Origin of the sequence: Rhodococcus sp. ACS1, from assembly GCF_002300155.1 — a bacterium.
Taxonomy (GTDB): Bacteria; Actinomycetota; Actinomycetes; order Mycobacteriales; family Mycobacteriaceae; genus Rhodococcus_F; species Rhodococcus_F koreensis.
The window spans coordinates 230,980-256,262 of the sequence record NZ_NSDZ01000006.1; the positions used below are offsets into that span (position 1 = coordinate 230,980).

A 25,283-nucleotide genomic window follows, 5' to 3' on the forward strand; every position below is an offset into this window, starting at 1 on the left:
GAAGACCATCCGTCACATGCTGTCGAAGATGCGTTGTTCCGGGACGCCGGCGTTCTGTGCCGAGGTGACGGCGTCGAGGAGGTCGTCGGTGAGTTGCTCGAAGGTGGCGGTGCGGACCCGTTCCGGGGGTCGGTCGCTCGGGTGTGTGGTCAGGAAGCAGTGCAGCATCGCGCACGTGTCGCGCACGTGTTCGAGTGCCCGGCGTTGGTCGTCGTTCATCGCAGGTCCGATTGGCGGCCGACACTCGGCGTCGGCGCGTCGTGAGGTTCCCTGGGCGGGCTGGCGTGGTCGACCGCCCGCAGCAGGTCGTGGGTGAGTCGTCGGTAGGTGGAGAGCCATCGGTGGTCGACGGGTTCGTCGCGCAGATATGCAGTCAAGGTGGCGGTGTTCTCGCCGGTATCCAACCATCGGCGCAGGTCGGTAGTGCGATCCTGGACGTGCTGCAACAAAGTGTGTGGCGAAACGGGCATCGAGTCTCCTCTGGTCCGGAATTCCCTTCGGCGAGAATGAATTTCACGTGGCGGCGAGCTTCCCGAGTCATTGTTGCCTATGCAGGTGTCCGATGCTGGTGTTTCCCGGTCTGTGCCGCCACGGTCGGGAGTCGGGGTGACTCGTGACTGCCGATGGCTGATCAGTCGGTCGGCGTCGGAAAACTTGCCCAACTCCGGTTCCGTCGCGGTGGTACCGGGCGGACAATCGATGGGTACGAGATCAAGCCCATGACCGAGAAGGAGTGGAGCCGTGAACCGGACAGACCTCCCACAGACACTGCGGAGATCATCGAAGGAGGTGCAGGCCGCTTTCGCCACAGCGCATGAGACAGCCGTTCGGCGGTACGGCGAGGGCGAGGAGGCTCAACGTGCGGCATATGGCGAGCTCAAACAATCTTTCGAGCTCGTGACGGACCACTGGGTGCCCAAGCAGGACTGATGTCGCACCCGTGAGTACTTGTTAACCGCCGGACGTTGATAAGTACTCACGGGTGGATGGGCCTCAGACGACGGCAGACCAGATCTCGTCGACGGATCGATCGGACGCCTCGGTGCGAAGGGCCTGTGCGACGAGCAGGCGTCCGGTGTTCTCCAGGTGCCTACGCATCGCGGCCTCTGCCTCGTCGGAATCACCTGCGATGATCGCGTCGATGACGGGTGTGTGCTCGTCGTCGATGTCGGTGAGCGTTCTGGTCTTGTCGGCGGTGTTGGCCCCGAGTAGTCGGGTGGTCTCGCGCAATGTCTTGACGATCGCCCGGGCCCGGCTGTTGTCGGCGGCGTCGAGGATCATGTCGTGAAGCCCGAGGTCATGGTGGGCGAACTGGTGTTCGTCGCCGACAGCGGCCGCGTCCCGCATCAGGCGTTGCTGGCGGAGTAGTGCGTCCGACAGGGCGGGGTCGGATGCGGTCGCGGCCTTGCGGACGGCGGGAAGTTCCAGCGCCAATCGGACAGCGAAGATCTCGGCGATCTCCTTGGGCTGGGGGAGCAGAATGCGGAACCCCTGCCGAGCCTCGAACTTGATGAGTCCCACTTCTTCGAGACGGAGCAGCGCGTCGCGCACGGGGGTGCGGGAGATGCCGAGGCCCTCGGCGAGTTGGTAGACCGAATACTTCACTCCCGGCTTCATGCGGCCGTCGTCGATGGCGGCCCGCACGGCGGCGATGGCCTGCTCCATCCGCCGTCCTGCGAACGGGGTGAGCGGTTCGAGTTCGAGCGCTTCGTCTGCCACCCGATCACTGTAACAACACAGGGCTGTTCGTAGCATGCTAGGAGCATGTAGCATGCTACGAATGATCACCGCTGAATCACTGGCCGCTGAGCTGCGCAGTTCTGGAGTGAGCGATGTTCTCTCCGACGGCACGACCCGCGCCGCCTATTCGTCCGACGCGTCCCTGTACCGGGTGCGACCGCTGGTCGTCGCGCGGCCGCGACACGCCGACGAGGTCGCGGCGGCCCTCGCGGTGTGCCGCCGGGAGGGCGTGCCCCTGACTTCGCGCGGCGGTGGCACGTCCGTCGCCGGCAACGCGGTCGGGACGGGACTGATCCTGGACTTCAGCCGGCACATGAACCGGGTGCTCTCGATCGACACGGACGCACAGACTGCGACAGTGGAGCCGGGCACGATCCAGATGGTGCTGCAGCAGGCCGTGGCACCGCACGGCCTGCGATTCGGGCCCGATCCGTCGACCTCCACCCGCTGCACGATCGGCGGCATGATCGGCAACAACGCGTGCGGGTCCCGCACCCTCGGATACGGCCGGACCTCGGACAACGTGACGGGCCTCCACGTACTCGCCGGAACCGGGGAGTCGCTGCAACTGGGCGCGGCGGGCGAGCTGACTGCATCCCCGGCGCTGAGTGCATTGCAGCAGGTCACCCGCGGCGGCCTGGCGACCATCCGCACCGAACTCGGCCAGTTCGGCCGCCAGGTGTCCGGCTACGCCCTCGAACATCTCCTGCCGGAGAACCGGTTCGACGTGACCCGCATGCTGGTCGGTACCGAGGGCACGCTCACGGTGGCGACCCGGGCCACGGTTCGGCTGGTGTCCGATCCCGCCCACCGCGTTCTGGTCGTTCTGGGATACGCCGACATCGCGTCGGCGGGGGACGCGACCCCGTTGGTGCTGAAGTTCGATCCGACGGCCTGCGAGGGGATCGATTCCCGGATCGTCGACGTCGTCCGTGAACGCCGCGGCCCGGGCGCGGTGCCGCCACTGCCGACGGGGGCGGCCTGGCTGTTCGTCGAGGTGGTCGGCGAAGACCTCGACGAGACGATCGCCCGGGCCCAGCAGGTCGGACGCGACTGCGGAGCCGTCGACAGCCTCGTCGTCACCGACGCCGCCCGCACGGCCGAGTTGTGGCGGATCCGGGCCGACGGGGCCGGGCTCGCCGGGCGCAGCCCCGCCGGACTGCCCGCGCACGCGGGGTGGGAGGACGCGGCAGTGCCACCAGCGATGCTGGGCAACTACCTCCGCGATTTCGATGCGCTGATGGACGAATACAACGTCACCGGCCTGCCGTACGGGCATTTCGGCGACGGTTGCCTGCACGTGCGCATCGACTGGCCGCTCGACGAGCCCGGCGGCAGCGGCATCTTCCGGGAGTTCCTGGTGGCGGCAAGCACACTGGTCGCCGGCTACGGCGGTTCGCTGTCGGGTGAGCACGGTGACGGCCGCGCCCGCAGCGAACTCCTCCCGCTGATGTACTCACCGGACGCGATGACACTCTTCGCCGCCGTCAAGCACGTTTTCGACCCGGACAACATCCTCAACCCGGGTGTCGTCGTCGACCCCCGCCCGGTCGATGCGGACCTGCGCATCCCCGCCGCCCCGCTCGTGCGCCGCCAACTCGCGATGGCCTATCACAACGACGACGGCGACTTCACCCAGGCCGTGCACCGCTGCACCGGCGTCGGAAAGTGCCGGGCCGACAACACCGCCACCGGGGGTGTGATGTGCCCGTCGTATCAGGCGACACGGGAGGAGAAGGACTCCACCCGCGGCCGCGCGCGCGTCCTGCAGGAAATGATCAACGGCACCGCCGTCGACGGAGGCTGGCGTTCGCCGGAGGTCCACGACGCCCTCGACCTGTGCCTGTCCTGCAAGGGATGTTCCTCGGACTGCCCGACCGGGGTCGACATGGCCGCGTTCAAATCCGAAGTGCTGCACCAGAGCTACAAGGGTCGCATCCGCCCTGCCTCCCACTACTCGCTGGGGTGGCTTCCGCGCTGGGCGAAGATCGCCAGCCGTGCCCCCGGTCCGGTCAACGCCATGATGCGCGTTCCCGGCATCGGACCGCTGGCGTTGTCGTCGGCCGGAGTGGACAGGCGCCGCACCATCCCCCCGTTCGCGAAGCAGACGTTCCGATCCTGGTTCAAGGCCACCGAGAACGACCGTGCCACCACCGGTGACCCGGTGCTGCTGTTCGTGGACTCGTTCACCAACTACTTCACCCCCGAGGTCGGGCACGCCACCGTGCGGGTGCTCGAGGCCGCCGGTTACCGACCGCAGTTGACCGACACGCAGCAGTGCTGCGGACTGACCTGGATCTCGACCGGTCAACTCACCGCGGCGAAGAAGATCCTCGGACGCACCGTCGACGCACTGTCCGGCAGCGCCGCGGCCGGAATCCCGATCGTCGGAATGGAGCCGTCCTGCACCGGGGTCCTGCGTTCAGACGCCGCGGAACTGCTGGGCAGGGCGACCGCTGACCCGGTCGCCGAGGCCACCCGCACCCTGGCGGAACTGTTGACGGACCGAGGGTGGGAACCGCCGTCACTCGAAGGCAAATCCATTGTCGCGCAGCCGCACTGCCACCACCATTCGGTGATGGGGTGGAGTCCGGACGCGCAGCTCCTCGAGAAGGCCGGTGCGCAGGTGCAGCGGTTGGGTGGATGCTGCGGCCTGGCCGGGAACTTCGGCGTCGAGAAGGGGCACTATGAGGTGTCGGTGGCCGTCGCAGAACAGCAGCTTCTCCCCGCCGTGGCCGGAGCCGATGCCGACACCACCATCCTCGCGGACGGATACTCCTGCCGAACCCAGCTCGCTGATCTGACCGATCGCCGCGGCGACCACCTGGCGCAGCTGCTCGCCGCGCAGCTCGACGCGGACCGTGCGCGCAGACGGGACTGACCTCGGATGCGCGTACGACAAGGGGCGGCGGCAGGAGACGGTGTGTCTCGCCTGCCGCCGCCCCGAGCGCTAGTTCGTGACGGGTGCGGGGTGAGTGGTGACGGGTGGGTTGAGGCGTCGGCGGAGTCGGTAGGCGATCAGAGTCGCGACAAGGGCCCCGACGCTCAGGGAGATCTGCGAGCGCGACGATTCGACGTAGAACATCGACACCAGCACGGCGAGGATGCTGCCGGCGGCGAGGATGGACAGGTAGGGGAACAGCCACATCTTCAGGCGGAGTTGGGCGACTTCGTCGCGGGTCATCAGGCCGCGCAGTTTGATCTGCGACATCGCGATCATGAGGTAGACCATCAGGATGGTGGCGCCGGAGGCGTTGAGCAGGAAGGCGAACACGGTTTCGGGGGAGAGGTAGTCGAGGCCGATGCAGGCGAAGCCGACGAGGGTTGCAAGGAGCAGCGAGTTGCGGGGGACGCCGTGCTTGTCCAGCTTTGCGATCCTCTGTGGAGCATCGCCTTTGTGCGCGAGAGTGAAGAGCATCCGCGAGGAGGTGTAGAGGCCGGAGTTCAGGCAGGAGAGTACGGCGACGAGCACCACAGCGTTCATGATGTCGGGTCCGCCGGGGATGCCCATGTGGGTGAGGGCGTCGACGAACGGCGACTGGCCGACCTTGACGTCGGTCCAGGGGACGATGATGGCGAGGAGCAGCACGGAGCCGATGTAGAAGAACCCGATGCGGGCGATCACGGAGTTTGTGGCCTTGGCGACGGCCTTCTCCGGCTCGGCGGATTCGGCGGCGGCGATGGTGGCGATTTCGGGTCCGACCATGGAGAAGACGGCGACGACGACGCCGGAGAGGATGACGGTCCAGCCGTTGGGGGTGAAGCCGTCGTGATCGGTGAGGTTGGAGAAGTCGGCGGAATGGCTCGGCCACAGGCCGAAGACGTAGGCGGCACCGAGGGCGAGGAACAGCAGGATCGCGGCGACCTTGATCCCAGCGAACCAGTATTCGAACTCGCCGAAGTTGCGGACGGAGCGGATGTTCGTGGCGACCATGGCCAACAGCAGGACGGTGGCCATCGTCCAGGAGGGCAGGTCGATCCAGCGTTGCAGCAGTTTGCCGCCGATGACGGCTTCGGCGCCGACCGCGACGACCCAGAAGAACCAGTACAGCCAGCCGGTGGTGAAGCCGGCCCACCCCCCGAAGGCCTTGCGGGCATATCCGGCGAACGATCCGGTCGACGGGTTGGTGGTGGCCATTTCGCCGAGCATGCGCATCACGAGGACGATGACGACACCGGTGATGGCGTAGGACACGAATGCCGCAGGGCCGGAGGTGTGCAGCAGGGCGCTCGAACCGACGAAGAGGCCGGCGCCGATGACACCTCCGATCGCGATCATGGTGAGGTGCCGTTGTTTCAGAGACTTCTGCAACGTCTCGGGCGGTTGTTCGAGAGTGGACATCACACGCTCCAAAGGTCGAGTCGGACACGAGGGCGTCAGGCGCGATCCGTTCCGCGGTGGTGGGACGCTCTGACAGAGGAAGTGCCGAGGGCGGGGCCTGGCGAGGTGGCGAACTTCCGTTCGTGTGTGACCAACGTAACGGCGCAACACGTAGCATGCTAGGGACAAGTGTCAGAACTTTTCGCCCCGTCAGTCAGACACTTGTATGGCCGACGCGGAATGATCGCCGTACGTATCGCCCACGAAACACGCTGTTCACGGAGATGATGAAGTGACTCTCGACGAAGTGGTCACCGAGGTGGCCGAACGACTGTCGGCATCAGTCGTTCTGGTCGACCGGGCGTTCTCGCTGATGGCTTACAGCACCCAGTCGCCGGGTGTCGACAGGGATCGGGTGCAGTCGATCCTCACCCGGAGCTGCCCGCCGGAAGCGCGCGCGTGGTACGAAAGCTTCGGGATTGCCGATACCGCACGCCCGGTGATCACGCCAGAGAATCCGGATATTGAAGCGTCGTCGCGGATCTGTCTTCCGGCTCGCTATGCAGGCGCGGCGTACGGATATCTGTTCGTCCTGCCGAATGAGAACAGCGCCGTGTCCGACGGCGATCTCACCGCCGCAATGTCCCTGGCCGGCCAGGCCGGCGCGCAACTCGCACACACCGCCCGGGGTCGTGACGATATGGCGGTCGCCGTCGCAGACCTCCTCGAAGGCGACCGAAAGGCTTTCGCCCGTGCGATTACTCGCATCGAAGACTCCGGGCTCTTTCCGGACGGTGGCGCGTTGACCGTGCTGGCCGTCGACGGGCTCCTGCCCGCCCCCGGCACGCGCAGTCTGCTGGCGCCGATCGGATCGCTGACCGCCGTCATGGTGCCCGCGGCGGACGGCGCCGTCGACCCTGTCCGGTCCGTTGCCGAAAGCGGTGCGGGTGCCGGTGCTCTGGTCGGAGTGGGAGGTTCGTATCGGGGACTGCGTTCGGCCCGGCGGAGTTGGCAGCAAGCCAAGCTGGGTGTCCGGGTCGCCCGGCACGACGAGTCGACGGGACCGATCGCCTACTGGGAAGAACTCGGCATCTACCGGCTGGCGTCGTGCGGGCCCACCGGCGCCCTCGCCGATGCAGTACTCACGCCGTCGGTGCGGGCCCTGCTCGACCACCGCAACGTCGACCTGCTCGCCACCGCCCGGACGTATCTCGACCGGGCGGGCGATACCGCCGCCACCGCCGCGATCCTCGGCATCCACCGTCAGACCCTGTACTACCGGCTCGCGAAGATCGAGGAGGTCTCCGGCCTCGACCTGTCGGTGGGCGCGCAGCGACTCGAGTTACACGTCGGTCTCACGCTGGGACGCTTCATCTTCGAGCACCAGGGTGTACGGGACACCTCCATCGGACAGGAGAACTGACTTCCTCTCGGAGGAGTCCTCACCGCGTCTCGGCCGTGTTCACCACGGCACGCACGATCTCGGTGACGGCGCGCACGGTGGGCCGGGTCTCCGAGCCGGCGAGGCGCAGGAGCACGATCCGCCTGCCGATCTCCTGGGTGAGGTCGACCCGGATGATCGGTACCGAGCTGTTGAGCCTGATCATCATGTCCGTGACCGGAGCCGCGCCCAGCCCCTTCGCGGCCAGCGCCAAGGAGACGGCGGTGTCGACGATTTCATGTCGTGCGATCGGCTCGAAACCTTCCTGCCGGCACGCGATTCGGATGGCGCGACCGAACTGGGTTTCCGCGGGCGGCAGAATCCAATTCCACTCCGCGGCCTCGCGCAGATCGATCGTGCACTCGGTGCGGATGCCGTAGGCCCCCGAGGAGACGGCGAGCCCGAATCGCTCGCTGCGCAGGGTTATCATCTCGATATCCGGAGTGCGGGGCATCGGCGAATTGGGATAGTCCAGCCCGAAGGCGACGTCGACCTGTCCGCGTTGGACCGCCAGGGCGGCCTCGTCGACGTCGAGTTCCCGGCTGCTGAGGGTGAGGAGCGGGTACTCGCGCTGCGCGGCGGCCACGACCGGCGGCAGTAGCGCGGCGGCGGTGCTGCCGAAGGTGCCGAGCAGAAGGGGCGCGGCCACGTCGTCGTGGACCGCGCGAAGCGCGTCGAGGGCGGTCTGTTCCGCGCCCAGGATCTTCACGGCGTGTTCGGCCAGGACGACGCCGGAATCGGTGAGGACGACGTTGCGTCCCATCTTGGTGACGAGTTGCGAGCCGACGGCCTTCTCCAACGCTGCGATCTGCTGCGATACGGCGCCGGCGGTGTAGCCGAGTTCTTCGGCGACCGCGACCATCGTTCCGCGCCGGGCCAGCTCCCGGAGCGTGACGAGGTGGGCCAGACTCATATTCATATAGGGATCCTAAACGGTTGCGGCTAGTTTTCTTCGCTGGTGCTATTCGATCCGGCAGACCACGATGAACGAGCGGGAACGAATCGTCGAACCGGCGCACTGTTCGAAAACCTCCGGCACACCACGACTTCGCTCTCACCCGAGCCCATCGACCCTGGAGCTGCACGCATGCCGATCACCCCGCAGTGGGAACTTCGCGCCGAGTTCGCTCGCCGCCTCTCGCACATGTACGGGAAGGAAGTTCCCGCCTACACCACGTTGCTCGAGGTGTCGCAGGCCGTCAACGACGCCGTGCTGTCGCGCCCCGGCTCCGCCGCCGAACGGCTGGGCTCGATCGCTCGCGTCACCGCCGAACGCCACGGAGCCATCCGCGTGGGCACCCCACAGGAGATGGCGCAGGTGGCACGCGTGTTTTCGGCCATGGGCATGCACCCGGTCGGGTTGTACGACCTGCGCGAGGCGGCTGCCAGTTCCGTCCCGGTCGTCTCGACCGCCTTCCGGCCCACGGACCCGGAGGAACTGGCGCGCAACCCCTTCCGGGTGTTCACGTCCATGCTCGTTCCCGCGGACCGCCGCTTCTTCAGCGCAGATCTGCAGCGGCGCCTCGAGAGTTTCCTCGCCAGGCGCACGTTGTTCACCACCGAACTGCTGGTCCTCGCCGACCGGGCGAGCGAGTACCGGGGGCTGACTTCCGGCGACGCCGAGATGTTCCTGACTCTCGCGACGGCGGCGTTCAAGCTTTCCACCGAGGCCGTCGACCGCGCCTGGTACCACGAACTCGAGCAGGTGTCCTCGGTGGCCGCCGACATCGGCGGCGTCACCAGCACCCACATCAACCACCTGACCCCGCGTGTACTGGACATCGACGATCTCTACGCCCGCATGGAGCGTCGCAGCATCGACATGATCGACACGATCCAGGGACCGCCCCGGTGGGCCGGCCCGGATCTGCTGCTGCGTCAGACCTCGTTCCGGGCCCTCGCCGAACCGCGGGTGTTCCGCGAGGCCGACGGCAGCGTCGAGAAGGGTTCGCTGCGAGTGCGTTTCGGTGAGGTCGAAGCCCGCGGCATCGCCGCCACCGTCCGCGGACGGGAGGTCTACGACCGGTTGACGGTCGAGACCGAGCAGGCGGTCCGGGAGGCGGCCGCCGCCGCGCCGGTGTCGGCCGAGGTACGCAATCAGATCGCCGCGGAGCTGTGGAATCAGCAGATGCCTGCCACCGAGCAGGGATTGGCCCTGCACGACCTCGCCTACTTCACCTACACCGTGAACACCGGCAAGCAGCCCAACGGGCACGCGCCATCCAGGTCGCTGCCCGATCTGATCGACCAGGGCTGGGTCCGCCCCGAGCCGATCGTCTACGAGGACTTCCTGCCGAAGTCCGCTGCGGGGATCTTCCAGTCGAACCTGACGTCGGACGGTCGCAAGGACACCACCCAGTCGACAGCCGCTGTCGACGCCGCCTGGATGGAGGGAGTTCTGGGCCGTCCCCTGCACGACCCGTACGCGCTCTATGACGGGATCCGCCGCGCATCCCTCGATCGTGTGGCCACCGAACTGCACATCCGCGGACCCATCGAAGTACCTGCACCCATCGCTACCTCACCCATCGCTACCCAGGGAGTCAAGTAAATGAGCACCGCTGTCGCCGACGCCATCACCCTGCCCACCACCGACGAACTGCGCACCCTCGCACGCACCAGCCTGCAACGATGTGGGGTCGACCCGGCGGTCCTCGACACCGCCGGGGTGAAGAACACCATCACCGCCCGCACCCCGGTCACCGGGGAGAGCCTGTTCGACTACCCGGCTGCAGGCGCCGCCGACGTCGAGGCCGCGATCGACGCCGCCCACGACGCGTTCCTGCAGTGGCGTACCGTTCCCGGCCCGGTCCGCGGATTCCTGATCAAGCGCCTCGGCGAACTGCTCACCGCGCACAAGGAAGACGTCGCCAACCTGATCAGCATCGAGGTCGGCAAGATCCGCTCGGAGGCCCTCGGCGAGGTCCAGGAAATGATCGACATCTGTGACTTCGCGGTCGGTCTGTCCCGCCAGCTCGACGGCCGCACCATGCCCTCGGAGCGCCCCGGCCACCGCCTGATGGAGACCTGGCACCCGCTCGGTGTCGTCGGTGTCGTCTCCGCGTTCAACTTCCCGGCCGCGGTGTGGTCCTGGAACCTCGCCCTGGCCATCGTCTGCGGTGATGCGGTGATCTGGAAGCCGGCACAGCTGACCACCCTGACCGCCGCCGCATGCTCGGCGCTGTTCGACCGCGCCGCAGCGGAATCGGGCGCACCGGCCAACCTGAACGTCCTCGTCTCGGCGAGTGCGGCCGACACGCAGGCCCTGATCGACAGCCCGAAGGTGCCGCTGATCTCCGCCACCGGTTCCGAGCGAATGGGGGAGCAGATCGCCCCGCGCGTCGCCGCCCGCTTCGGCCGGGCGATCCTCGAACTCGGCGGAAACAACGCCGCGATCGTCACCCCGTCCGCGGACCTCGACCTCGCCACCCGCGGCATCGTCTTCGCCGCCGCCGGCACCGCAGGTCAGCGCTGCACCACCATGCGCCGCATCATCGTTCACCGGGACATCGCCGACGAACTCCTCGACCGCATCACCGAGGTCTACCGGCGCCTCCCGATCGGCGACCCGTTCGCCGACGGCACCCTGGTGGGCCCGCTGATCGACGGCAAGTCCCACGCCAACATGACCGAAGCCCTCGACCAAGCCGTCGCGCAGGGCGGGCAGATCCTCGCCGGTGGTCAGCGCCGGCCGAGCAACGACAATTCGTACTACGTCGAGCCCGCGATCGTGCGGATGCCGACCCAGAGCGAGATCGTCAAGGACGAAACCTTCGCACCGATCCTCTACGTGCTGACCTACGACACGTTCGAGGAGGCAATCGCCCTGCACAACGACGTCCCGCAGGGTCTGTCGTCGTCGATCTTCACCACCGACCAGCGTGAGGCCGAGCGATTCATCGCCGCCGACGGTTCGGACTGCGGCATCGTCAACGTCAACATCGGCACGTCCGGCGCCGAGATCGGCGGCGCGTTCGGCGGGGAGAAGACCACCGGCGGCGGCCGCGAATCCGGCTCCGACGCCTGGCGCGCCTACATGCGCCGCGCCACGAACACCGTCAACTACTCCCGTGAGCTGCCCCTGGCTCAGGGCGTCAACTTCGCCTGAAACCCCTTCGAATCGCACGAGGAGCAACGACGATGTTCGAATTGATCGACGAATGGGGCCCGGAGAAGGTCGTGTGTGTCTCCGACGCACGCACCGGCATGCGCGGCGTTCTGGTCATCGACAACACCGCCCGCGGAATGGGCAAGGGCGGCACCCGCATGTCCACGACCGTCAGTGTCGGCGAGGTCGCCCGGCTGGCCCGGAACATGACCTGGAAATGGGCCGGGGTCGACCTCTTCTACGGCGGCGCCAAGGCTGGGATCTGGGCCGACCCGAACGCCGAGTCGAAGGAAGCGGTCCTGCGGGCGTTCGTGCGGGCCCTGCGCAACGAGGTCCCCGAGGACTACGTCTTCGGGCTCGACGTCGGACTGACCGAGAAGGACGCCGCGATCATGCTCGACGAGGTCGGTGGCCGGGGCGGCGCCGTCGGCACCCCACACGCGCTCGGCGGACTCCCGTACGACCAACTCGGCGTCACCGGCCACGGAGTCGCGGAGTCGGCCGACGCCGCCGCGCAGGCGATCGGCCTGTCCACCGGTTCGCTGAGCGTGTCCATCCAGGGCTTCGGGGCGGTCGGCGCGGCGAGCGCGAAACGCCTTGCCGAACTGGGCGCGACCGTCGTCGCCGTCTCGACGTCGCGAGGTGGCATCCACAACCCGGACGGCCTCGACGTCGCCACCCTGCTCGACCTGCGCGAACGATACGGTGACGGACTGGTCGACGAGTACTCCGACGCCAAGCCGCTCGCCGCCGGGGAAGAACTCTCGGTGACGGCGGACGTCCTGATCCCGGCAGCATTGCAGGACGTCATCGACGCCGATCTCGCCCGGACGTTGCCCGCCAGGATCGTCGTCGAAGGCGCGAACCTGCCGAGCAGCCCCGAGGCGCAGTCGGTGCTGCACGGCCGCGGCGTGACCGTCGTCCCGGACTTCATCGCCAACGCCGGCGGCGTGGTGGCCGCAGCGGTGGCCATGGACGCGCGCTACTCCGGTATCCGTCCGGAACCCGCCGCGGTGTTCGCCAACATCTCGAACAAGCTGCGCGCCAGCACCATCGACACCCTCGATGCGTCGAAGGCTCAGGGTCGTACCACCCACGAGGTGGCGCGCAGCATCGCCCAGGACCGCGTGCGCGAAGCCATGGTGTTGCGTGGACGGGCTCCGCGGAACGCAGCGTTCTAGAAGACGGTTCGGCATAACATAATCACTCTTCAGGAAAGAAGAAGCGACATGAGCAAGGAACTCCCCGAGCAGGCGTCCGTCGTCGTGATCGGCGGTGGCGTCATCGGCGCCAGTATCGCGTTCCACCTCGCCGAATCCGGGGTCTCCGATGTCGTCCTCCTGGAAAAGGACGAGTTGGCCTGCGGCTCGACCTGTAAGGCCGCAGGCGGCGTCCGTGCGTCGTTCAGCAACGAGGCCAACATCGCGATCGGTCTGCGCGGCCTCGAGGTGTATTCGCGGTTCGCCCAGGACTACGGTCAGGAGATCGACTTCAGCCGCGACGGCTACCTCTACCTTCTCTCGGACCAGACCAACGTCGACATCTTCACCGAAAGCGTGGCGCTGCAGAACCGGCACGGTGTTCCGAGCCGGATGATCACTCCCGACGAGGCGAAGAAGATCTCGCCGCTCATCAGTACCGACGGACTCCTCGCTGCCTCCTGGTCCCCCCAGGACGGCAAGGCGACACCGGAATCGGTGGTGATGGGGTACGCCGCGGCCGCCCGTCGCCGCGGCGCCCGCATCATCCGGCACTGCGCGGTCACCGACATCGAGAGCACGGGCGGCACCATCACCGCCGTCGTCACCGAACACGGACGTATCACGACGAGCACCGTGGTCTGCGCCGCCGGGGCGTGGTCGGCGGAGATCGGCACCATGGTCGGGGTGAACATCCCCGTAGTCCCCGTCCGCCGTCAGATCGCGTTCACCGAGCCGCTGTCCGAGTTGCCCGAGTTCTCGCCGTCGCTGACCATCGACTTTCCCTCGAACTTCTACTTCCATCCCGAAGGCAAGGGCCTGTTGCTCGGCTGGTCCGACCCGAACGAGCCCGAGGGATTCAACCTCAGGTTCGAACTCGAGGACTGGTTGATGGGTCTCGGCGCGATCGCCGAGACCCGGGTGCCTGCCGTTCTGGACTACGGCATCAGCACCGGCTGGGCCGGACTCTACGAGGTCACTCCCGACCGCAACCAGATCATCGACCGATCCACCGAGGTGGAAGGCCTGCTCATCGCCACCGGTTACTCCGGCCACGGCTTCCTGATGGGACCGGCGACCGGTGAGATCGTGCGCGACCTCTACCACAGCAGGGAGCCCGGTTACGACATCAGTTCGTTTGCTCTGCGCCGCTTCGCGAAGACCGGCATCGGCGCAGGCGAGACGAACATCGTCTGACCGGACGCACCACCGGGACTGCGGTTCCATCCCTCGAGGAAGACTGGGGCCCGACCTGTCCGAGCACGAACCGACACCTGGAGCAGTTGTGCCGACCTTCGATCCCGGACCGCCGGCCGCACTACCACCCGCCCGGGAATTCGCCGGCATCGAAGTGGTCGATGCCAGCGAACACAACCTCGCCCACGTCGATGTGTTCATTCCCCGGGACTGCATCGTCGCGTTCACGGGGGTGTCGGGATCGGGCAAGTCGTCGTTGGCCTTCGGTACCATCTACGCCGAAGCGCAACGACGCTTTCTCGAGTCCGTCACCCCGTACGCGCGCCGATTGATGGATCAGGTCGGAGCACCCAGGGTGGGGGACATCACGGGGCTTCCACCCGCGGTCGCGTTGCAGCAGGCCCGCGGTCACACCTCCGCCAGATCGTCGGTCGGCACCCTCACCCACATCTCCAACGTGCTGCGCATGCTGTTCTCCCGGGCCGGCACCTACCCGCCGGACGCCCCCATCCTCGACTCGAACGCCTTCTCGCCCAACACACCGGAAGGAGGATGCCCGACCTGCCACGGACTCGGACGCACCCACGACGTCGACGTCGACGCCCTGGTGCCGGACCCGAACCGCAGTATCCGCGACGGCGCCGTCGCCGCCTGGCCCGGCGCCTGGCTGGGGAAGAACTACCGCGACATCCTCGACACCCTCGGCATCGATGTGGACCGCCCATGGTCGGAACTCCCTGCAGATCAACGTGAGTGGATCCTCACCACCGATGAGCAGCCCACCGTCACGGTGTCACCGATCCGCGACCCGGGCAAGATGGTGCGCGACTACCAGGGAACGTTCTCGAGCGCCCGCACCTACGTCCTGCACACCTTCGCGACGACGAAGAGCGCAACCCAGCGGGCGAAGGTGTCGCGATATCTGGTCTCCCGCCCCTGCGGCGCATGCGACGGCAAGCGGCTGCGACCCGAGGCACTGGCGGTGCGGTTCGCCGGCCTCGACATCGCCGACGCGACCGAACTGCCACTGGCCGAGCTGGCCACGGTTCTCGAAACCGCGGTCGCCTCACACGATGCCTCCGCAGACGACGCCACCGTTCGAGCATCGGAGGCGTTGGTGGACAACCTACTCGGACGCCTCCGAGGGTTGTCCGAGCTCGGGCTGGGATACCTGAGTCTCGGCCGATCGACCACCACCCTGTCGCCAGGAGAGCTTCAGCGCCTTCGGCTGGCCACCCAGCTGCAGTCGGGCCTGTTCGGCGTGCTGTACGTCCTGGACGAGCCGTCCGCGGGCCTGCACCCCGCCGACACCGAGGCGCTGGTCGCCGCCGTGCGGCGGCTTCGCGCCGCAGGCAACTCCGTCTTCGTCATCGAACACAACCTCGACGTCGTCCGGGCGGCGGACTGGATCGTCGACGTCGGCCCCGATGCCGGGGAGCACGGTGGGAGGGTCCTCTACAGCGGCACGGTGGACGGTCTCGCGAAGATTCCCGAATCCGTCACCCGCCGATACCTTTTCGAACCACTGGAGAGTTGCCCCGAGCCCGCACAGCCGAGCAGGTGGATCGAACTCTCCGGCATCACGATGCACAATCTGCAGGATCTGAGTGTGCGGATCCCGCTCGGGGTGCTCACCGCGGTCACCGGCGTGTCCGGCTCCGGCAAATCCACACTCGTCAGCCGTGTGCTCACGGACGTCGTCGGCCGGCACCTCGGCGTCGACGACGAACCCGGCCCCGACACCGTGGGCGACGACGCCGACGACTCCACGGCTGTCCTGGCCGACGGCCGGGACATCGCCGAACCGACCGTGGTGTCGTCCCACGGGCTCGGACACATCGACCGGCTGGTGCGTGTGGACCAGACCCCGATCGGGCGGACGCCGCGCTCGAATCTCGCGACCTACACCGGACTGTTCGACGTGATCCGGAAACTCTTCGCTGCACACCCCACCGCCCGCGAACGCGGATACAGTCCCGGCCGTTTCTCGTTCAACGTCACCGGTGGCCGATGCGACGAGTGCGAGGGTGCCGGCGCGATCACCATCGGCATGCTGTTTCTCCCCGAGGCCTCCGCGCCGTGCCCGGCCTGCGCCGGCGCACGCTACAACTCCGAGACTCTCGAGATCCTGGTCGACGGCCGATCGATCGCCGACGTCCTCGCGATGACCGTCGACGACGCCCGGGACTTCCTGAACCATGTCCCGGCCGCCAAGAAGAGCCTCGACATGCTGGTAGAGGTGGGTCTCGGATATCTGCGGCTCGGCCAATCCGCCACTACGCTGTCGGGTGGGGAGGCGCAACGCGTCAAGCTGGCCAGCGAACTGCAGCGCGTCCGATCCGGGCACACGCTCTACGTGCTCGACGAACCCACGACCGGATTACACCCCGCCGATGTGGACCGACTCATGGTGGTGCTGCGCCGTCTCGTCGCGGCGGAGAACAGCGTCGTCCTGGTCGAACACGACATGTCGGTGATCGCCTCAGCGGACTGGATGATCGATCTCGGGCCCGGCGGCGGAGACAACGGCGGCCGCATCATCGCCTCGGGTCAGCCGGCGATTGTCGCGGAGACGGCCGACTCCGCCACCGCCGCATATCTCGGCCGGCACTTCGCACCGTCGGCGGTGTAGGTCCGGGGGAGGGCCCGCTAGCGTCACGCCACGGGCGAGGTCCCCTTTCGCGGAGAAATGAAAAGAACAGACAGCTTTTGGTGGCGCCGGAATACCCAGCGATCGCGCTCGAAGTCGCTAACCGTCACGGTCGAATTTTCCGATGCGCAGTAATGGTGCATTTCGGATTATTCCGCCCGAGTTCTTCGACGGCGTGTTCCGCCGCCGAGGTATTCATACGTACAGATCAGAGTGATGGCCAGGCTGGCCCCAGGTGAGCCTGGCCATCGCGTGTCGGATCTCTCCGCTGGTCAGCCGAGTCCGATTCCGCCGCCGAACGTGAGGCTGAGCCACTTCAGGAACGCCTCGAATGCGACGTTGAAGTCGATTCCTGCAGAACCCATCAGAATTCACTCCTCTGTTGGTGATGAAAATCCACGGGATCGTCGATCGCCGCTTACTTCATTTATCGCGTTCGCGATCTCGGGGCGTTTCACCAAACCGGAATTTTCTCACATATTGAAATTTGACAACCGTCCATTTTGATCTGAACAATGGTTCGAGGGATGGACGCCATTTCGGGTGAAGGTTTGTCTGTTTCTGGGCCTTACGACGGAGATCGGGCCGTGCGCCCCGGATCAGAACGGACGGCGAAGGAGTGAGAACGTCATGGCGACGGCAGACGAGCAGGCCGGGACACCGGACAGCACGGCGGTTCGAGTCGCCCTGTGGCGGGCGATGCACGTGCTGGTCGACCCGCCGCCGCACGTTTTCGTCGACGAGATCGGCCTGCAGCTGGCGGCCCCGGACGAGGGCTGGCGGGATCGCCCGGACATGGATCCGACCGGCACCAGCGGGTTTCGGGCGGCCATCGTCGCCCGTGCTCGCTTCATCGAGGATCTGGTCGCCGAGCAGGCAGGCCGCGGCGTCGTCCAGTACGTCGTCCTGGGGGCGGGCCTGGACACGTTTGCCCAGCGCAGGACGGAGATCGCCGCCCGCATGCGGGTCTTCGAGGTCGACCAGCCGAGCCCTCAGGCGTGGAAGCGGCAACGGCTGACCGACGTGGGTTTCGGTGTCCCGGAATGGCTTCGGATGGTGCCGGTGGATTTCGAGGCGAACGAGTCGTGGTCGGAGCGGCTTGTCGCGGCGGGCTTCGATCCTGGCAGGCCCGCGGTCGTCGTCTCCACCGGCGTCACCATGTACCTCACGAAAGGAGCCACCGCCGCCACCCTGCGCCAGCTCGCCGGTCTCGCTCCCGGTTCGACGCTGGCGATGACGTTCCTGCTGCCCACCGATCTCGTCGACGTCGCCGATCGCGCCGGACTCCAGGTGTCCGAGAACGGCGCGCGGGCGTCCGGAACGCCGTTCGTCAGCTTCTACACCCCGCAGGAGATGCTGGCACTGGCCCGCGACTCCGGCTTCGACAGCCCCCGGCACGTGTCGGGGGCCTCGCTCGCCGAACGCAACTTCGCCGACCGCACCGACGGCCTGCGGCCGTCGAGCGGCGAGGACCTGTTGGTGGCCACTATCTGATGGCGTCCGTTAACGCCGTCCCCGGTCGCGTGACCGTGTCGTGATCGTGGGTCGACATGGTGTCCAAGCCGGTGCAGTCTCGCCTCGCGATAACGCTACTGTGTGGTACAGGTCACAAGTTGGTATCGCGATGTTAGCCGGGAATCGCGCCGCGTGCCGCGTCACCAGGGCAAACAGCCGTGGAGCTGGACATGTGTCTAGATGACAGGTGCGGCTCGGTCCGCTACAACTGATCGTGCATCGACAGTGACGTGACTCACATTTTGCGTCCGGACGGGATCGCCGGCACACCGGCGGCAGATGCACGAGAGCGAAGGAGTACTGCGGAATGATCGAGGACAGCACCGAACCATCCCTCACTCCAGTCCCCAGCCCGACGCGCCTGGTTCCGCGCAGGCGCCCCGATGGCCGAGAACTGCTCGGCACGGCGAAGGGCATTCTGATTGCAGGCCGCGGCTGCTCTGACGCCCAGGCGTTCGACGAACTTCTCGACGTCGCACGACGCCATCACCTGACCGTCCTCGGCGCCGCCCGGAGCCTGGTCGAGCTGGCAGCCGGCCCCTCCTCCCGGCCGCGCAGGACCGACACCGCCCGATTCGACGAGTGGGAGCAGTTGGTCGCCCAGCTCCCTCCCCGCCGACACGCTCAGGCAAGTTGACGCAACAGGGGGCGGTGGGCGGCATTCAGGCCGATCCCGACGAGATCAGCGGAACGGAATCGGGCCACCTGCGCGAAACCACGTCGTCGCTCACCCCCGACGCGGTCGTATGGCCGGACCCGAGCCCGCTCGATTCGTGGTGGAAGCGTGTGGTCATCGACCACGCGACCGCGCTCGCCGAGGGTGAACCCTCCATGTACGCCGAGGGCGAGCCCTCCGTATACGCCGAGGGCGAGCCCTCCACGCGGCACGAGTAGGCGTCCGAGATTCTTCTTTCGCTGTCGATCATTGTCTCGCCCGCGTAGGGGGAGGAGTGTGGGAGATGGGGATTGGCCGTCGGCGCCGCGGGGCGCCGCCCGAGGAGAAGGATGCCATCGTGTATGCACGCTCTTCCACCTTTGATGCGCACCCGTCGTTCATCGACGAGGGGATCAAGCACGTGCGCGACACCGTGATGCCCGCGCTCGCCGACATCGCAGGGTCCGCCGGAATGTCCTTGCTGGTCGATCGAGGCTCCGGCCGGTGCATCGCCACGAGCTCCTGGACGGACGACGAGGCTCTGCGCGCGAGCGAAGCACCTGTTCGACAGCTGCGTGACCGCATGGCCGAGGTTTTCCACGCCACCGCGACCGTGTCGCGGTGGGACATCGCGGCCCTGCACCGTGACCACCGCTCACATCAAGGCGCCTGGGTGCGGGTCGCGTGGCTCGAGGTCGAGCCGGGGCACCTGGACCGTGTGATCGACGTGTACAAGATGTCCTCGCTGCCCGCCATGCACGACCTCGAGGGATTCTGCAGCGCGAGTCTGCTCGTCGATCCGGCCGCCGGTCGTGTGGTGTCGTCGATGACCTTCGACAAGGCCCCGCCTGCGGGCGGTGGTACCGGTGAAGTGGCCGAGAATGTCGGAACGTCGGAAATGTGCGAGTCCGGCGCTCGGCTCCTCGAGGTGGGGGAGTTCGAATTGGCGATCGCTCATCTGCACGTCCCCGAGATGGCGTGACGAGCCGATCATGTGAGGTGGGCTTCGGAGGGTGGCGACTTCCGTATCCCTACGGTCAGGGGGTCGATGCACGAGAGTAGGTGATCGTTCTCCCTCCTGTTGCCTATCGAGATTCTGATTTCCCGGGGTCCCGCCAGCCGGACAAGTGCACCGAGCTGCGCCAGGAGTCGTACCTTCTCCGGTGCGGCGTGATGGTGGGGAAGGAACAGGAAGTTCGCCTGGCTGGGGACTACCTCGATCCCCGCACCTGTCAGAGTGTCGTATACACGCCTCCTCTCGGACACCGTTGCAGTGATGCGAGATTCGAGGGCAGCCGTCACCGCGGGTTCGAGACACGCGAGGGCTGCCGCCTGAGCCACCGTGGAGACGGAGAAGGGGATGCGTACGGCGCGCAGCAAGGAGCCGACATCGGGGGACGACAGGGCATAACCGATCCGCAGTCCCGCCAATCCCGCGGACTTCGACAGCGACGCGAGCACGACGACGTTCGGGAATCGTCCGAGGAGTCTGGGGCCGCTCGCAGCGTCGGGATCGGTGACGAACTCGCGATAGCACTCGTCGAGGACGATCAGCAGGTCTTCGGGTACCGCCTCCATGAAGGCCTCGAGCGCGGTGTGGTCGACAGTGGTGCCGGTCGGGTTGTTCGGCAGGCATAGAAGTACCACCCGAGTGCGGTCGTTGATTGCGGCGAGGATGCGAGCGAGATCGAGGCGGTGGTCGGGCGTGAGCGCGACGCGAATCGGTGTCGCTCCCGCAAGCAGCGTGGTGTGCTCGTAGCTCGAGAACGAAGGCCATCCGTAGACGATTTCAGTTCCCGGGCCGGCGCATGCCGTGACGATGTTGCGCAGGAGACTGCTGGATCCGCTGTCGACGCTCACCTGATCGGGGGACAGGTGCCACCGACTGGCGAGGGCCTCGGTCAGTTCCCTGCTGTCGAAGTCCGGGTACCGATTGGCCCGGGTGATGCTCGCGCGGATCGCCGCCGCCACCCTGTCGTCCGGCGGGAAGGGCGACTCGTTCGAAGCGAGCCGCGCTGCTGGTCTCATGGACGATCCGGAGTCGCCGGGAACGTAGCTGTCGATCTCGAGGATGCCGGGGCGGTGTCGGATCATGTGAGGTCGGCGTCGGTGGCGCGGTGGACCCAGTTCGCGAACTTCTCGGAGCGAGCACGGTCGGCCAGATAGCGTCGAACTATGCGTTCGACGTAGTCGGCCACGTCTGTGGCGGGTAGTTTGTGGCCGCGCAGTTTGCGCCCGAAGCTCGTGTCCAGGCCGAGGCTGCCGCCGAGATGAACCTGGAATCCCTCGACCTGTTCGGAGTCGGCGTTGGTCACGATCATGCCCTTGAGGCCGATGTCGGCGACCTGAATGCGTGCGCACGAGTTGGGGCACCCATTGAGGTGCAACGTGATCGGGTGCTCGAGTCGATCCTGGACGTCGGCGAGTCGGTCCTCGATCTCGGAGATGACGGTGGCGGCCCGCGCCTTGGTCTCGACGATCCCGAACTTGCAGAATTCGATGCCGGTGCATGCCATGGTGCTCCGTCGCCAGGGTGACGGACTCGACGGGAATCCGAGACTGTGGAGACTGGATTGGAGTGGGTCGATCTGTTCGTCGGGCACGTCGAGGACGACCAGCTTCTGCATCGGGGTGATGCGGACCCGTCGGGATCCGGAGGACTCGGCAACGCTCGCCAGGTCGATGAGCATGGTGCCTCCGACTCTGCCGACGACAGGTGCGATTCCCACGGCGTTGAGACCGTTTTTCTGCCGCTGGAGTCCGACGTGGTCGCGTGGTTCGTCGAGCGGCTCGGGCGCGGGACCATCGATCATCGGGTGTCCGAGGTACTGCTTCTCGAGCACGTCGCGGAACTTCTCGACACCCCAGTCCGCGACCAGAAACTTCAGGCGCGCCTTCGCCCGCAGGCGTCGATAACCGTGGTCACGGAAGAGGGAGACGATGCCGATCCACACGTCGGGCACGTCCTCGAGCGGAACCCATGCGCCCAATCGTTCGCCGATGCGAGGATTGGTCGACAGGCCGCCGCCTACCCAGACATCCAGTCCTGGACCGTGTTCCGGGTGTTCGACGCCGATGAATGCGACATCGTTGATTTCGTGGACGACGTCCTGGAGTCCGGAGATGGCGGTCTTGAACTTGCGCGGCAGGTTGGAGTATTCGGGGTTCGCAATCAATCTGCGGGTGATCTCGCGCAGTGCGGGCGTGGCGTCGAGGACCTCGTCGACGGCGATGCCTGCCATCGGCGAGCCGAGGACCACCCGCGGGGTGTCACCGGCGGATTCGGCTGTGGTGAGGCCTACCCCCTCGAGCCTCCGCCAGATGTCGGGTAGGTCCTCGACCCTGATCCAGTGCAGCTGAATGTTCTGGCGGTCGGTGAGGTCCGCGGTGTCGCGGGCGAACTGCCGGGAGACTTCGCCGACGACGCGCAGCTGTTCGGTGGTCAGTGCTCCTCCATCGATGCGGATGCGGAGCATGAAGTGCTCGTCCTCGAGCTCTTCCGGTGGCAACGTGGCGGTTCGGCCGCCGTCGATGCCGGGTGCGCGCTGGGTGTAGAGCCCCCACCAGCGGAACCGGCTTCGCCGATCGGTGGGGTCGATGCCGGCGACACCGGTGCGGCAGTACACCTCTTCGATCCGTTTGCGCACGTTGAGGCCGTCGTCATCCTGCTTGACCTTCTCGTTCACGTTGAGTGGCTCGCGATCGCCCTGTGCCCATTGCCCCTCTGGGCGCTGGGACTTCGTTCGGGCAGGACGGGTCGTCGGTGTTGTCATCCGGTGCTCCTGTCGAAACTGTGTGGGCGAAACTGTAGCGTAGGCGAATAGATCGTGCATTAATAATATGTGCACGCCCCGATTTTTCGCGAAGTGAAGGATGAACCATGAGCAGAAGCAATTTCCTGGTCGACGCCGACTGGGTCGTCGAACACGGGAAGGATCCCGACGTCGTCCTCGTCGAGGTGGACGAGGACACCACCCAGTACGAGAAGAACCACATCGACGGTGCCGTCCGCATCGACTGGAAACGCGACCTTCAAGATCCCGTACGCCGCGACTTCATCGACCGGCGATCGTTCGAGAATCTCCTGTCCGAGCGGGGAATCGCCAACGGCGACACGGTGATCCTGTACGGCGGGAACAACAATTGGTTCGCGGCCTACGCGTACTGGTACTTCAAGCTCTACGGTCACCGCGACGTCCGGCTGCTCGACGGCGGACGCAAGAAGTGGGAGCTCGACGGCCGGCCGTTGTCGAGCGATATTGTCGCCCGACCGGCTACCGACTACGTGGCGTCCGAGCCCGTGTCGGGTATCCGCGCGCACCGCGACGAGGTGATCGAGCAGATAGGAACGAAGAGCATCGTCGACGTCCGGTCGCCCGATGAATTCTCCGGCAAGATCCTCGCTCCGGCGCAGTTCCCGCAGGAACAACCCCAGGTTCCGGGGCACGTCCCGACCGCTGTCAACGTGCCGTGGTCCAAGGCTGCCGCTGACGACGGCACCTTCCTCGGCGAGGGCGAACTCCGCGCCCTGTATGCCGATGCCGGTCTCGACGAGGCGAAGGACATCATCGTCTATTGCCGAATCGGCGAGCGATCCGCGCACAGTTGGTTCGTGCTCCACGAACTGCTCGGCTACCCCGAGGTCCGGAACTACGACGGCTCCTGGGTGGAGTACGGCTCGTTGGTCGGCGTCCCGGTCGAGAGGTGACCTGCCTTGATCGGCTCTCGCTTCGTCGAACTCAATCAACGCGTGCGGTTCATGATGTTCACCGTGTTCCAGGTGGTCCCCGGCGTGCTTCCCGGTGTGCGCGCCGAGGTCGTGGAGGATGCACGTGCCTACTTCGAGGGAGTCGCCGAGTCCGGTGTCGTGCTCCGCGGAATTTACGACGTCGCAGGACTGCGTGCAGACGCCGACTTCATGATCTGGACGCATGCCGACACCGTCGAAGGATTGCAGGCGGCCTACTCGGGCTTTCGGCGCTGCCGACTCGGGCGAGCGTGTACCACGGTCTGGAGTGCGGCCGCGCTCCACCGGCCGGCCGAATTCAATCGCAGCCATATCGCTGCATACGTGGCCGATGAGGAGCCGGGGCAGTTCGTGTGCGTGTACCCGTTCAACCGATCGCTCGAGTGGTATCTGCTGCCGGACGTCGAACGGCGACGGCAGCTCGCCGAGCACGGCCGAGCGGCTCGTGCCTACCCGGATGTGCGTGCCAACACCGTGAGTTCCTTCGGATTGAGCGACTACGAGTGGATCCTCGCCTTCGAGGCTCCGGACCCGAGCCGGATAGTCGACATGATGCGAGACCTTCGCGCCACCGACGCGCGCCGGCACGTTCGGCTGGAAACGCCCTTTTTCTCCGGCCCGCGAACCGGCCTCGATACCCTCGTTGCGCGTCTGCCTTGACGATCGTCGAGCGCCTCCAGATTGATTCGTGCAATATTAGTTATTGCACGAATTAATCTGGTAGCCTGGTCGCATGACCGCAGACGTGCAGCAGAGTGAGGCCGGCGACGATCTACTTGCTCTCGACCGGCAGGTGTGTTTCGCGCTCGCGATCGCGAACCGGGCGGTGCTCGCCGTCTACCGCCCCTTGCTCGAACCGATGGGGCTGACTCATCCGCAGTATCTGGTGATGCTCGCTCTCTGGGGAAAGGCCCCGATGGCGGTCAAGGAGATCGGGACCGCGCTGCAACTCGATTCACCCACCCTCTCGCCGCTCCTCAAGCGCCTCGAGGCGTCTGGACTGATCACGCGCACCCGCAGCCGGGCCGACGAGCGGCAATTGGATGTCGAGCTGACCGAAGCCGGTGCTGCGCTGCGGGCGGAAGCAGTGAAGATTCCGCCCGCCGTGATCGAAAAGCTCGGTGTCAGCCTGGCCGAACTCGAGGAACTTCACGACGTTCTCACCCGCGTCAATCAGGCTGCGCTCAGAGCGGGCGCGCTCGATCAATGAGGGAAAACATGTCGAATTCGATTCCAGCACAACATGAACAGGTTGTTGTCATGTCGCGAAAGACGCAACGAACCCGGCCCGGCCCCCTGCAGTGGCTGGGCTACGCGGTGGGCCGCACACTTCCCGACTCCATGCAGGACTGGGTCCGCAACGACCTGGTCGGTGACTGGGCCGTTCCCCGGCACCTCGTTCGCAGCATGGTCCCGTTCGTTCCGGTCTTCGCCGCGTTCTTCCTGTTCCCGGGTCCGCTCGGGCTGCGAGCCTCCATGGTCCTGCTCGGAGTGCTACTCGCCGTGTTCTATGCGGTGTCGTATATGGCGCAGAACCGATCTCGACGCCTCGAGAGGCACGGGCTGCCGCCCGATCTGGAGAACCCGAAGAAGGCGTCCCGTCATGACGCCGAAAAGGCGGCGTACGAGAAGCTTCACGGACCTTCCGTCACCTGGGGCGTCGAGCGGCGGGGCGGCAACGAACTCCGCTGAAGCCGGTCGATCAGCCCG

Annotated in this window: 23 protein-coding genes; 16 read left to right on the top strand and 7 right to left on the bottom strand. The window is 66.6% G+C overall.

Annotated features, from left to right (window positions below; all coding sequences use genetic code 11):
- Nucleotides 1–12: 12 nt before the first annotated feature.
- Both CJ179_RS29620 and CJ179_RS29625 read right to left on the bottom strand, forming a co-directional pair.
- The gene (locus tag CJ179_RS29620) at nt 13–219 is read right to left on the bottom strand and encodes a hypothetical protein (RefSeq protein ID WP_072941917.1); all 207 of its coding nucleotides are present in this window, start codon (nt 217–219) and stop codon (nt 13–15) included.
- On the bottom strand, nt 216–470 hold the full coding sequence (locus CJ179_RS29625) for a hypothetical protein (RefSeq protein WP_179377671.1): 255 nt from the start codon (nt 468–470) through the stop codon (nt 216–218). Before CJ179_RS29625 ends, CJ179_RS29620 begins: the two co-directional genes overlap by 4 nt.
- A gap of 271 nt (nt 471–741) precedes the next feature.
- On the opposite strand from CJ179_RS29625, the gene CJ179_RS29630 reads away from it, so the two are divergent.
- Nucleotides 742–930 carry a ChaB family protein gene (locus CJ179_RS29630; protein ID WP_072941588.1) on the top strand — a complete coding sequence of 63 codons (189 nt, stop codon included), beginning with the start codon at nt 742–744 and terminating at the stop codon, nt 928–930.
- A gap of 63 nt (nt 931–993) precedes the next feature.
- Here the strand turns inward: CJ179_RS29630 and CJ179_RS29635 are convergent, their stop codons facing one another.
- Nucleotides 994–1,719, bottom strand: a complete 726-nt coding sequence (locus tag CJ179_RS29635; protein ID WP_179377672.1) for a GntR family transcriptional regulator — start codon at nt 1,717–1,719, stop codon at nt 994–996.
- Between the two features lie 52 nt (nt 1,720–1,771).
- Here CJ179_RS29635 and CJ179_RS29640 point away from each other — a divergent pair, with 52 nt between their 5' ends.
- Nucleotides 1,772–4,621, top strand: a complete 2,850-nt coding sequence (locus CJ179_RS29640; protein WP_095863777.1) for an FAD-binding and (Fe-S)-binding domain-containing protein — start codon at nt 1,772–1,774, stop codon at nt 4,619–4,621.
- 69 nt (nt 4,622–4,690) lie between these two features.
- Here CJ179_RS29640 and CJ179_RS29645 read toward each other — a convergent pair whose 3' ends face one another.
- Complete coding sequence (locus tag CJ179_RS29645; protein ID WP_095863778.1) at nt 4,691–6,082, bottom strand: amino acid permease; 1,392 nt, start codon at nt 6,080–6,082, stop codon at nt 4,691–4,693.
- 271 nt (nt 6,083–6,353) lie between these two features.
- On the opposite strand from CJ179_RS29645, the gene CJ179_RS29650 reads away from it, so the two are divergent.
- Nucleotides 6,354–7,484: a CdaR family transcriptional regulator gene (locus CJ179_RS29650; protein ID WP_095863779.1), complete on the top strand. Its 1,131-nt coding sequence runs from the start codon at nt 6,354–6,356 to the stop codon at nt 7,482–7,484.
- Nucleotides 7,485–7,503: 19 nt separating this feature from the next.
- On the opposite strand, the gene CJ179_RS29655 is transcribed toward CJ179_RS29650, so the two are convergent.
- Nucleotides 7,504–8,421, bottom strand: a complete 918-nt coding sequence (locus tag CJ179_RS29655; RefSeq protein WP_095863780.1) for a LysR family transcriptional regulator — start codon at nt 8,419–8,421, stop codon at nt 7,504–7,506.
- A gap of 168 nt (nt 8,422–8,589) precedes the next feature.
- Here CJ179_RS29655 and CJ179_RS29660 point away from each other — a divergent pair, with 168 nt between their 5' ends.
- The 9 genes from CJ179_RS29660 (at nt 8,590) to CJ179_RS29700 (ending at nt 19,808) form a co-directional block, all read left to right on the top strand.
- A complete protein-coding gene (locus CJ179_RS29660) occupies nt 8,590–10,053 on the top strand; it encodes a VOC family protein (protein ID WP_095863781.1) in 1,464 nt (487 codons plus the stop codon).
- Nucleotides 10,054–11,610, top strand: coding sequence for an aldehyde dehydrogenase family protein (locus CJ179_RS29665; RefSeq protein ID WP_095863782.1), 1,557 nt, complete (start codon nt 10,054–10,056; stop codon nt 11,608–11,610).
- A 32-nt stretch (nt 11,611–11,642) separates the two neighbouring features.
- Nucleotides 11,643–12,791: a Glu/Leu/Phe/Val dehydrogenase gene (locus tag CJ179_RS29670; protein WP_095863783.1), complete on the top strand. Its 1,149-nt coding sequence runs from the start codon at nt 11,643–11,645 to the stop codon at nt 12,789–12,791.
- A gap of 48 nt (nt 12,792–12,839) precedes the next feature.
- Nucleotides 12,840–14,006 carry an FAD-binding oxidoreductase gene (locus CJ179_RS29675; protein WP_095863784.1) on the top strand — a complete coding sequence of 389 codons (1,167 nt, stop codon included), beginning with the start codon at nt 12,840–12,842 and terminating at the stop codon, nt 14,004–14,006.
- 88 nt (nt 14,007–14,094) lie between these two features.
- Nucleotides 14,095–16,638 carry an excinuclease ABC subunit UvrA gene (locus CJ179_RS29680; RefSeq protein ID WP_072941561.1) on the top strand — a complete coding sequence of 848 codons (2,544 nt, stop codon included), beginning with the start codon at nt 14,095–14,097 and terminating at the stop codon, nt 16,636–16,638.
- Between the two features lie 717 nt (nt 16,639–17,355).
- Complete coding sequence (locus CJ179_RS29685) at nt 17,356–18,150, top strand: class I SAM-dependent methyltransferase (protein WP_257015878.1); 795 nt, start codon at nt 17,356–17,358, stop codon at nt 18,148–18,150.
- Nucleotides 18,151–18,478: 328 nt separating this feature from the next.
- Nucleotides 18,479–18,808, top strand: coding sequence for an ANTAR domain-containing protein (locus CJ179_RS29690; protein ID WP_095863786.1), 330 nt, complete (start codon nt 18,479–18,481; stop codon nt 18,806–18,808).
- Nucleotides 18,805–19,065 carry a hypothetical protein gene (locus tag CJ179_RS29695; RefSeq protein ID WP_143548923.1) on the top strand — a complete coding sequence of 87 codons (261 nt, stop codon included), beginning with the start codon at nt 18,805–18,807 and terminating at the stop codon, nt 19,063–19,065. The genes CJ179_RS29690 and CJ179_RS29695 overlap by 4 nt, the downstream gene beginning before the upstream one ends.
- Before the next feature lie 65 nt (nt 19,066–19,130).
- Nucleotides 19,131–19,808 carry a hypothetical protein gene (locus tag CJ179_RS29700; protein WP_095863788.1) on the top strand — a complete coding sequence of 226 codons (678 nt, stop codon included), beginning with the start codon at nt 19,131–19,133 and terminating at the stop codon, nt 19,806–19,808.
- An 8-nt stretch (nt 19,809–19,816) separates the two neighbouring features.
- Here CJ179_RS29700 and CJ179_RS29705 read toward each other — a convergent pair whose 3' ends face one another.
- Nucleotides 19,817–20,920 carry an aminotransferase class I/II-fold pyridoxal phosphate-dependent enzyme gene (locus tag CJ179_RS29705; protein ID WP_095863789.1) on the bottom strand — a complete coding sequence of 368 codons (1,104 nt, stop codon included), beginning with the start codon at nt 20,918–20,920 and terminating at the stop codon, nt 19,817–19,819.
- Nucleotides 20,917–22,599, bottom strand: a complete 1,683-nt coding sequence (locus CJ179_RS29710; RefSeq protein ID WP_095863790.1) for a nitrite/sulfite reductase — start codon at nt 22,597–22,599, stop codon at nt 20,917–20,919. The genes CJ179_RS29705 and CJ179_RS29710 overlap by 4 nt, the downstream gene beginning before the upstream one ends.
- Before the next feature lie 107 nt (nt 22,600–22,706).
- Here CJ179_RS29710 and CJ179_RS29715 point away from each other — a divergent pair, with 107 nt between their 5' ends.
- The 4 genes from CJ179_RS29715 (at nt 22,707) to CJ179_RS29730 (ending at nt 25,265) form a co-directional block, all read left to right on the top strand.
- Entirely contained in the window at nt 22,707–23,534 is an 828-nt protein-coding gene (locus CJ179_RS29715) for a sulfurtransferase (protein WP_095863791.1), read from the top strand.
- Nucleotides 23,535–23,585: 51 nt separating this feature from the next.
- Nucleotides 23,586–24,233, top strand: coding sequence for a hydrogen peroxide-dependent heme synthase (gene hemQ / locus CJ179_RS29720; RefSeq protein ID WP_072941912.1), 648 nt, complete (start codon nt 23,586–23,588; stop codon nt 24,231–24,233).
- Nucleotides 24,234–24,306: 73 nt separating this feature from the next.
- A complete protein-coding gene (locus CJ179_RS29725) occupies nt 24,307–24,783 on the top strand; it encodes a MarR family winged helix-turn-helix transcriptional regulator (RefSeq protein WP_072941543.1) in 477 nt (158 codons plus the stop codon).
- 50 nt (nt 24,784–24,833) lie between these two features.
- A complete protein-coding gene (locus CJ179_RS29730) occupies nt 24,834–25,265 on the top strand; it encodes a DUF5313 family protein (RefSeq protein ID WP_095863792.1) in 432 nt (143 codons plus the stop codon).
- Nucleotides 25,266–25,283: the final 18 nt, after the last annotated feature.

Excerpts from the sequence above, each read along its gene's own strand:
- CJ179_RS29645 (WP_095863778.1), bottom strand. The coding sequence starts at position 6,082 with ATGTCCACTCTCGAACAACCGCCCGAGACGTTGCAGAAGTCTCTGAAA.
- CJ179_RS29730 (WP_095863792.1), top strand. The coding sequence starts at position 24,834 with ATGTCGCGAAAGACGCAACGAACCCGGCCCGGCCCCCTGCAGTGGCTG.
- CJ179_RS29690 (WP_095863786.1), top strand. The coding sequence starts at position 18,479 with ATGATCGAGGACAGCACCGAACCATCCCTCACTCCAGTCCCCAGCCCG.
- CJ179_RS29710 (WP_095863790.1), bottom strand. The coding sequence starts at position 22,599 with ATGACAACACCGACGACCCGTCCTGCCCGAACGAAGTCCCAGCGCCCA.
- CJ179_RS29620 (WP_072941917.1), bottom strand. The coding sequence starts at position 219 with ATGAACGACGACCAACGCCGGGCACTCGAACACGTGCGCGACACGTGC.
- CJ179_RS29715 (WP_095863791.1), top strand. The coding sequence starts at position 22,707 with ATGAGCAGAAGCAATTTCCTGGTCGACGCCGACTGGGTCGTCGAACAC.
- CJ179_RS29700 (WP_095863788.1), top strand. The coding sequence starts at position 19,131 with ATGGGGATTGGCCGTCGGCGCCGCGGGGCGCCGCCCGAGGAGAAGGAT.
- CJ179_RS29660 (WP_095863781.1), top strand. The coding sequence starts at position 8,590 with ATGCCGATCACCCCGCAGTGGGAACTTCGCGCCGAGTTCGCTCGCCGC.
- CJ179_RS29655 (WP_095863780.1), bottom strand. The coding sequence starts at position 8,421 with ATGAATATGAGTCTGGCCCACCTCGTCACGCTCCGGGAGCTGGCCCGG.
- CJ179_RS29640 (WP_095863777.1), top strand. The coding sequence starts at position 1,772 with ATGCTACGAATGATCACCGCTGAATCACTGGCCGCTGAGCTGCGCAGT.
- CJ179_RS29665 (WP_095863782.1), top strand. The coding sequence starts at position 10,054 with ATGAGCACCGCTGTCGCCGACGCCATCACCCTGCCCACCACCGACGAA.
- CJ179_RS29725 (WP_072941543.1), top strand. The coding sequence starts at position 24,307 with ATGACCGCAGACGTGCAGCAGAGTGAGGCCGGCGACGATCTACTTGCT.
- CJ179_RS29675 (WP_095863784.1), top strand. The coding sequence starts at position 12,840 with ATGAGCAAGGAACTCCCCGAGCAGGCGTCCGTCGTCGTGATCGGCGGT.
- CJ179_RS29670 (WP_095863783.1), top strand. The coding sequence starts at position 11,643 with ATGTTCGAATTGATCGACGAATGGGGCCCGGAGAAGGTCGTGTGTGTC.
- hemQ (WP_072941912.1), top strand. The coding sequence starts at position 23,586 with ATGATGTTCACCGTGTTCCAGGTGGTCCCCGGCGTGCTTCCCGGTGTG.
- CJ179_RS29705 (WP_095863789.1), bottom strand. The coding sequence starts at position 20,920 with ATGATCCGACACCGCCCCGGCATCCTCGAGATCGACAGCTACGTTCCC.
- CJ179_RS29625 (WP_179377671.1), bottom strand. The coding sequence starts at position 470 with ATGCCCGTTTCGCCACACACTTTGTTGCAGCACGTCCAGGATCGCACT.
- CJ179_RS29685 (WP_257015878.1), top strand. The coding sequence starts at position 17,356 with ATGCACGTGCTGGTCGACCCGCCGCCGCACGTTTTCGTCGACGAGATC.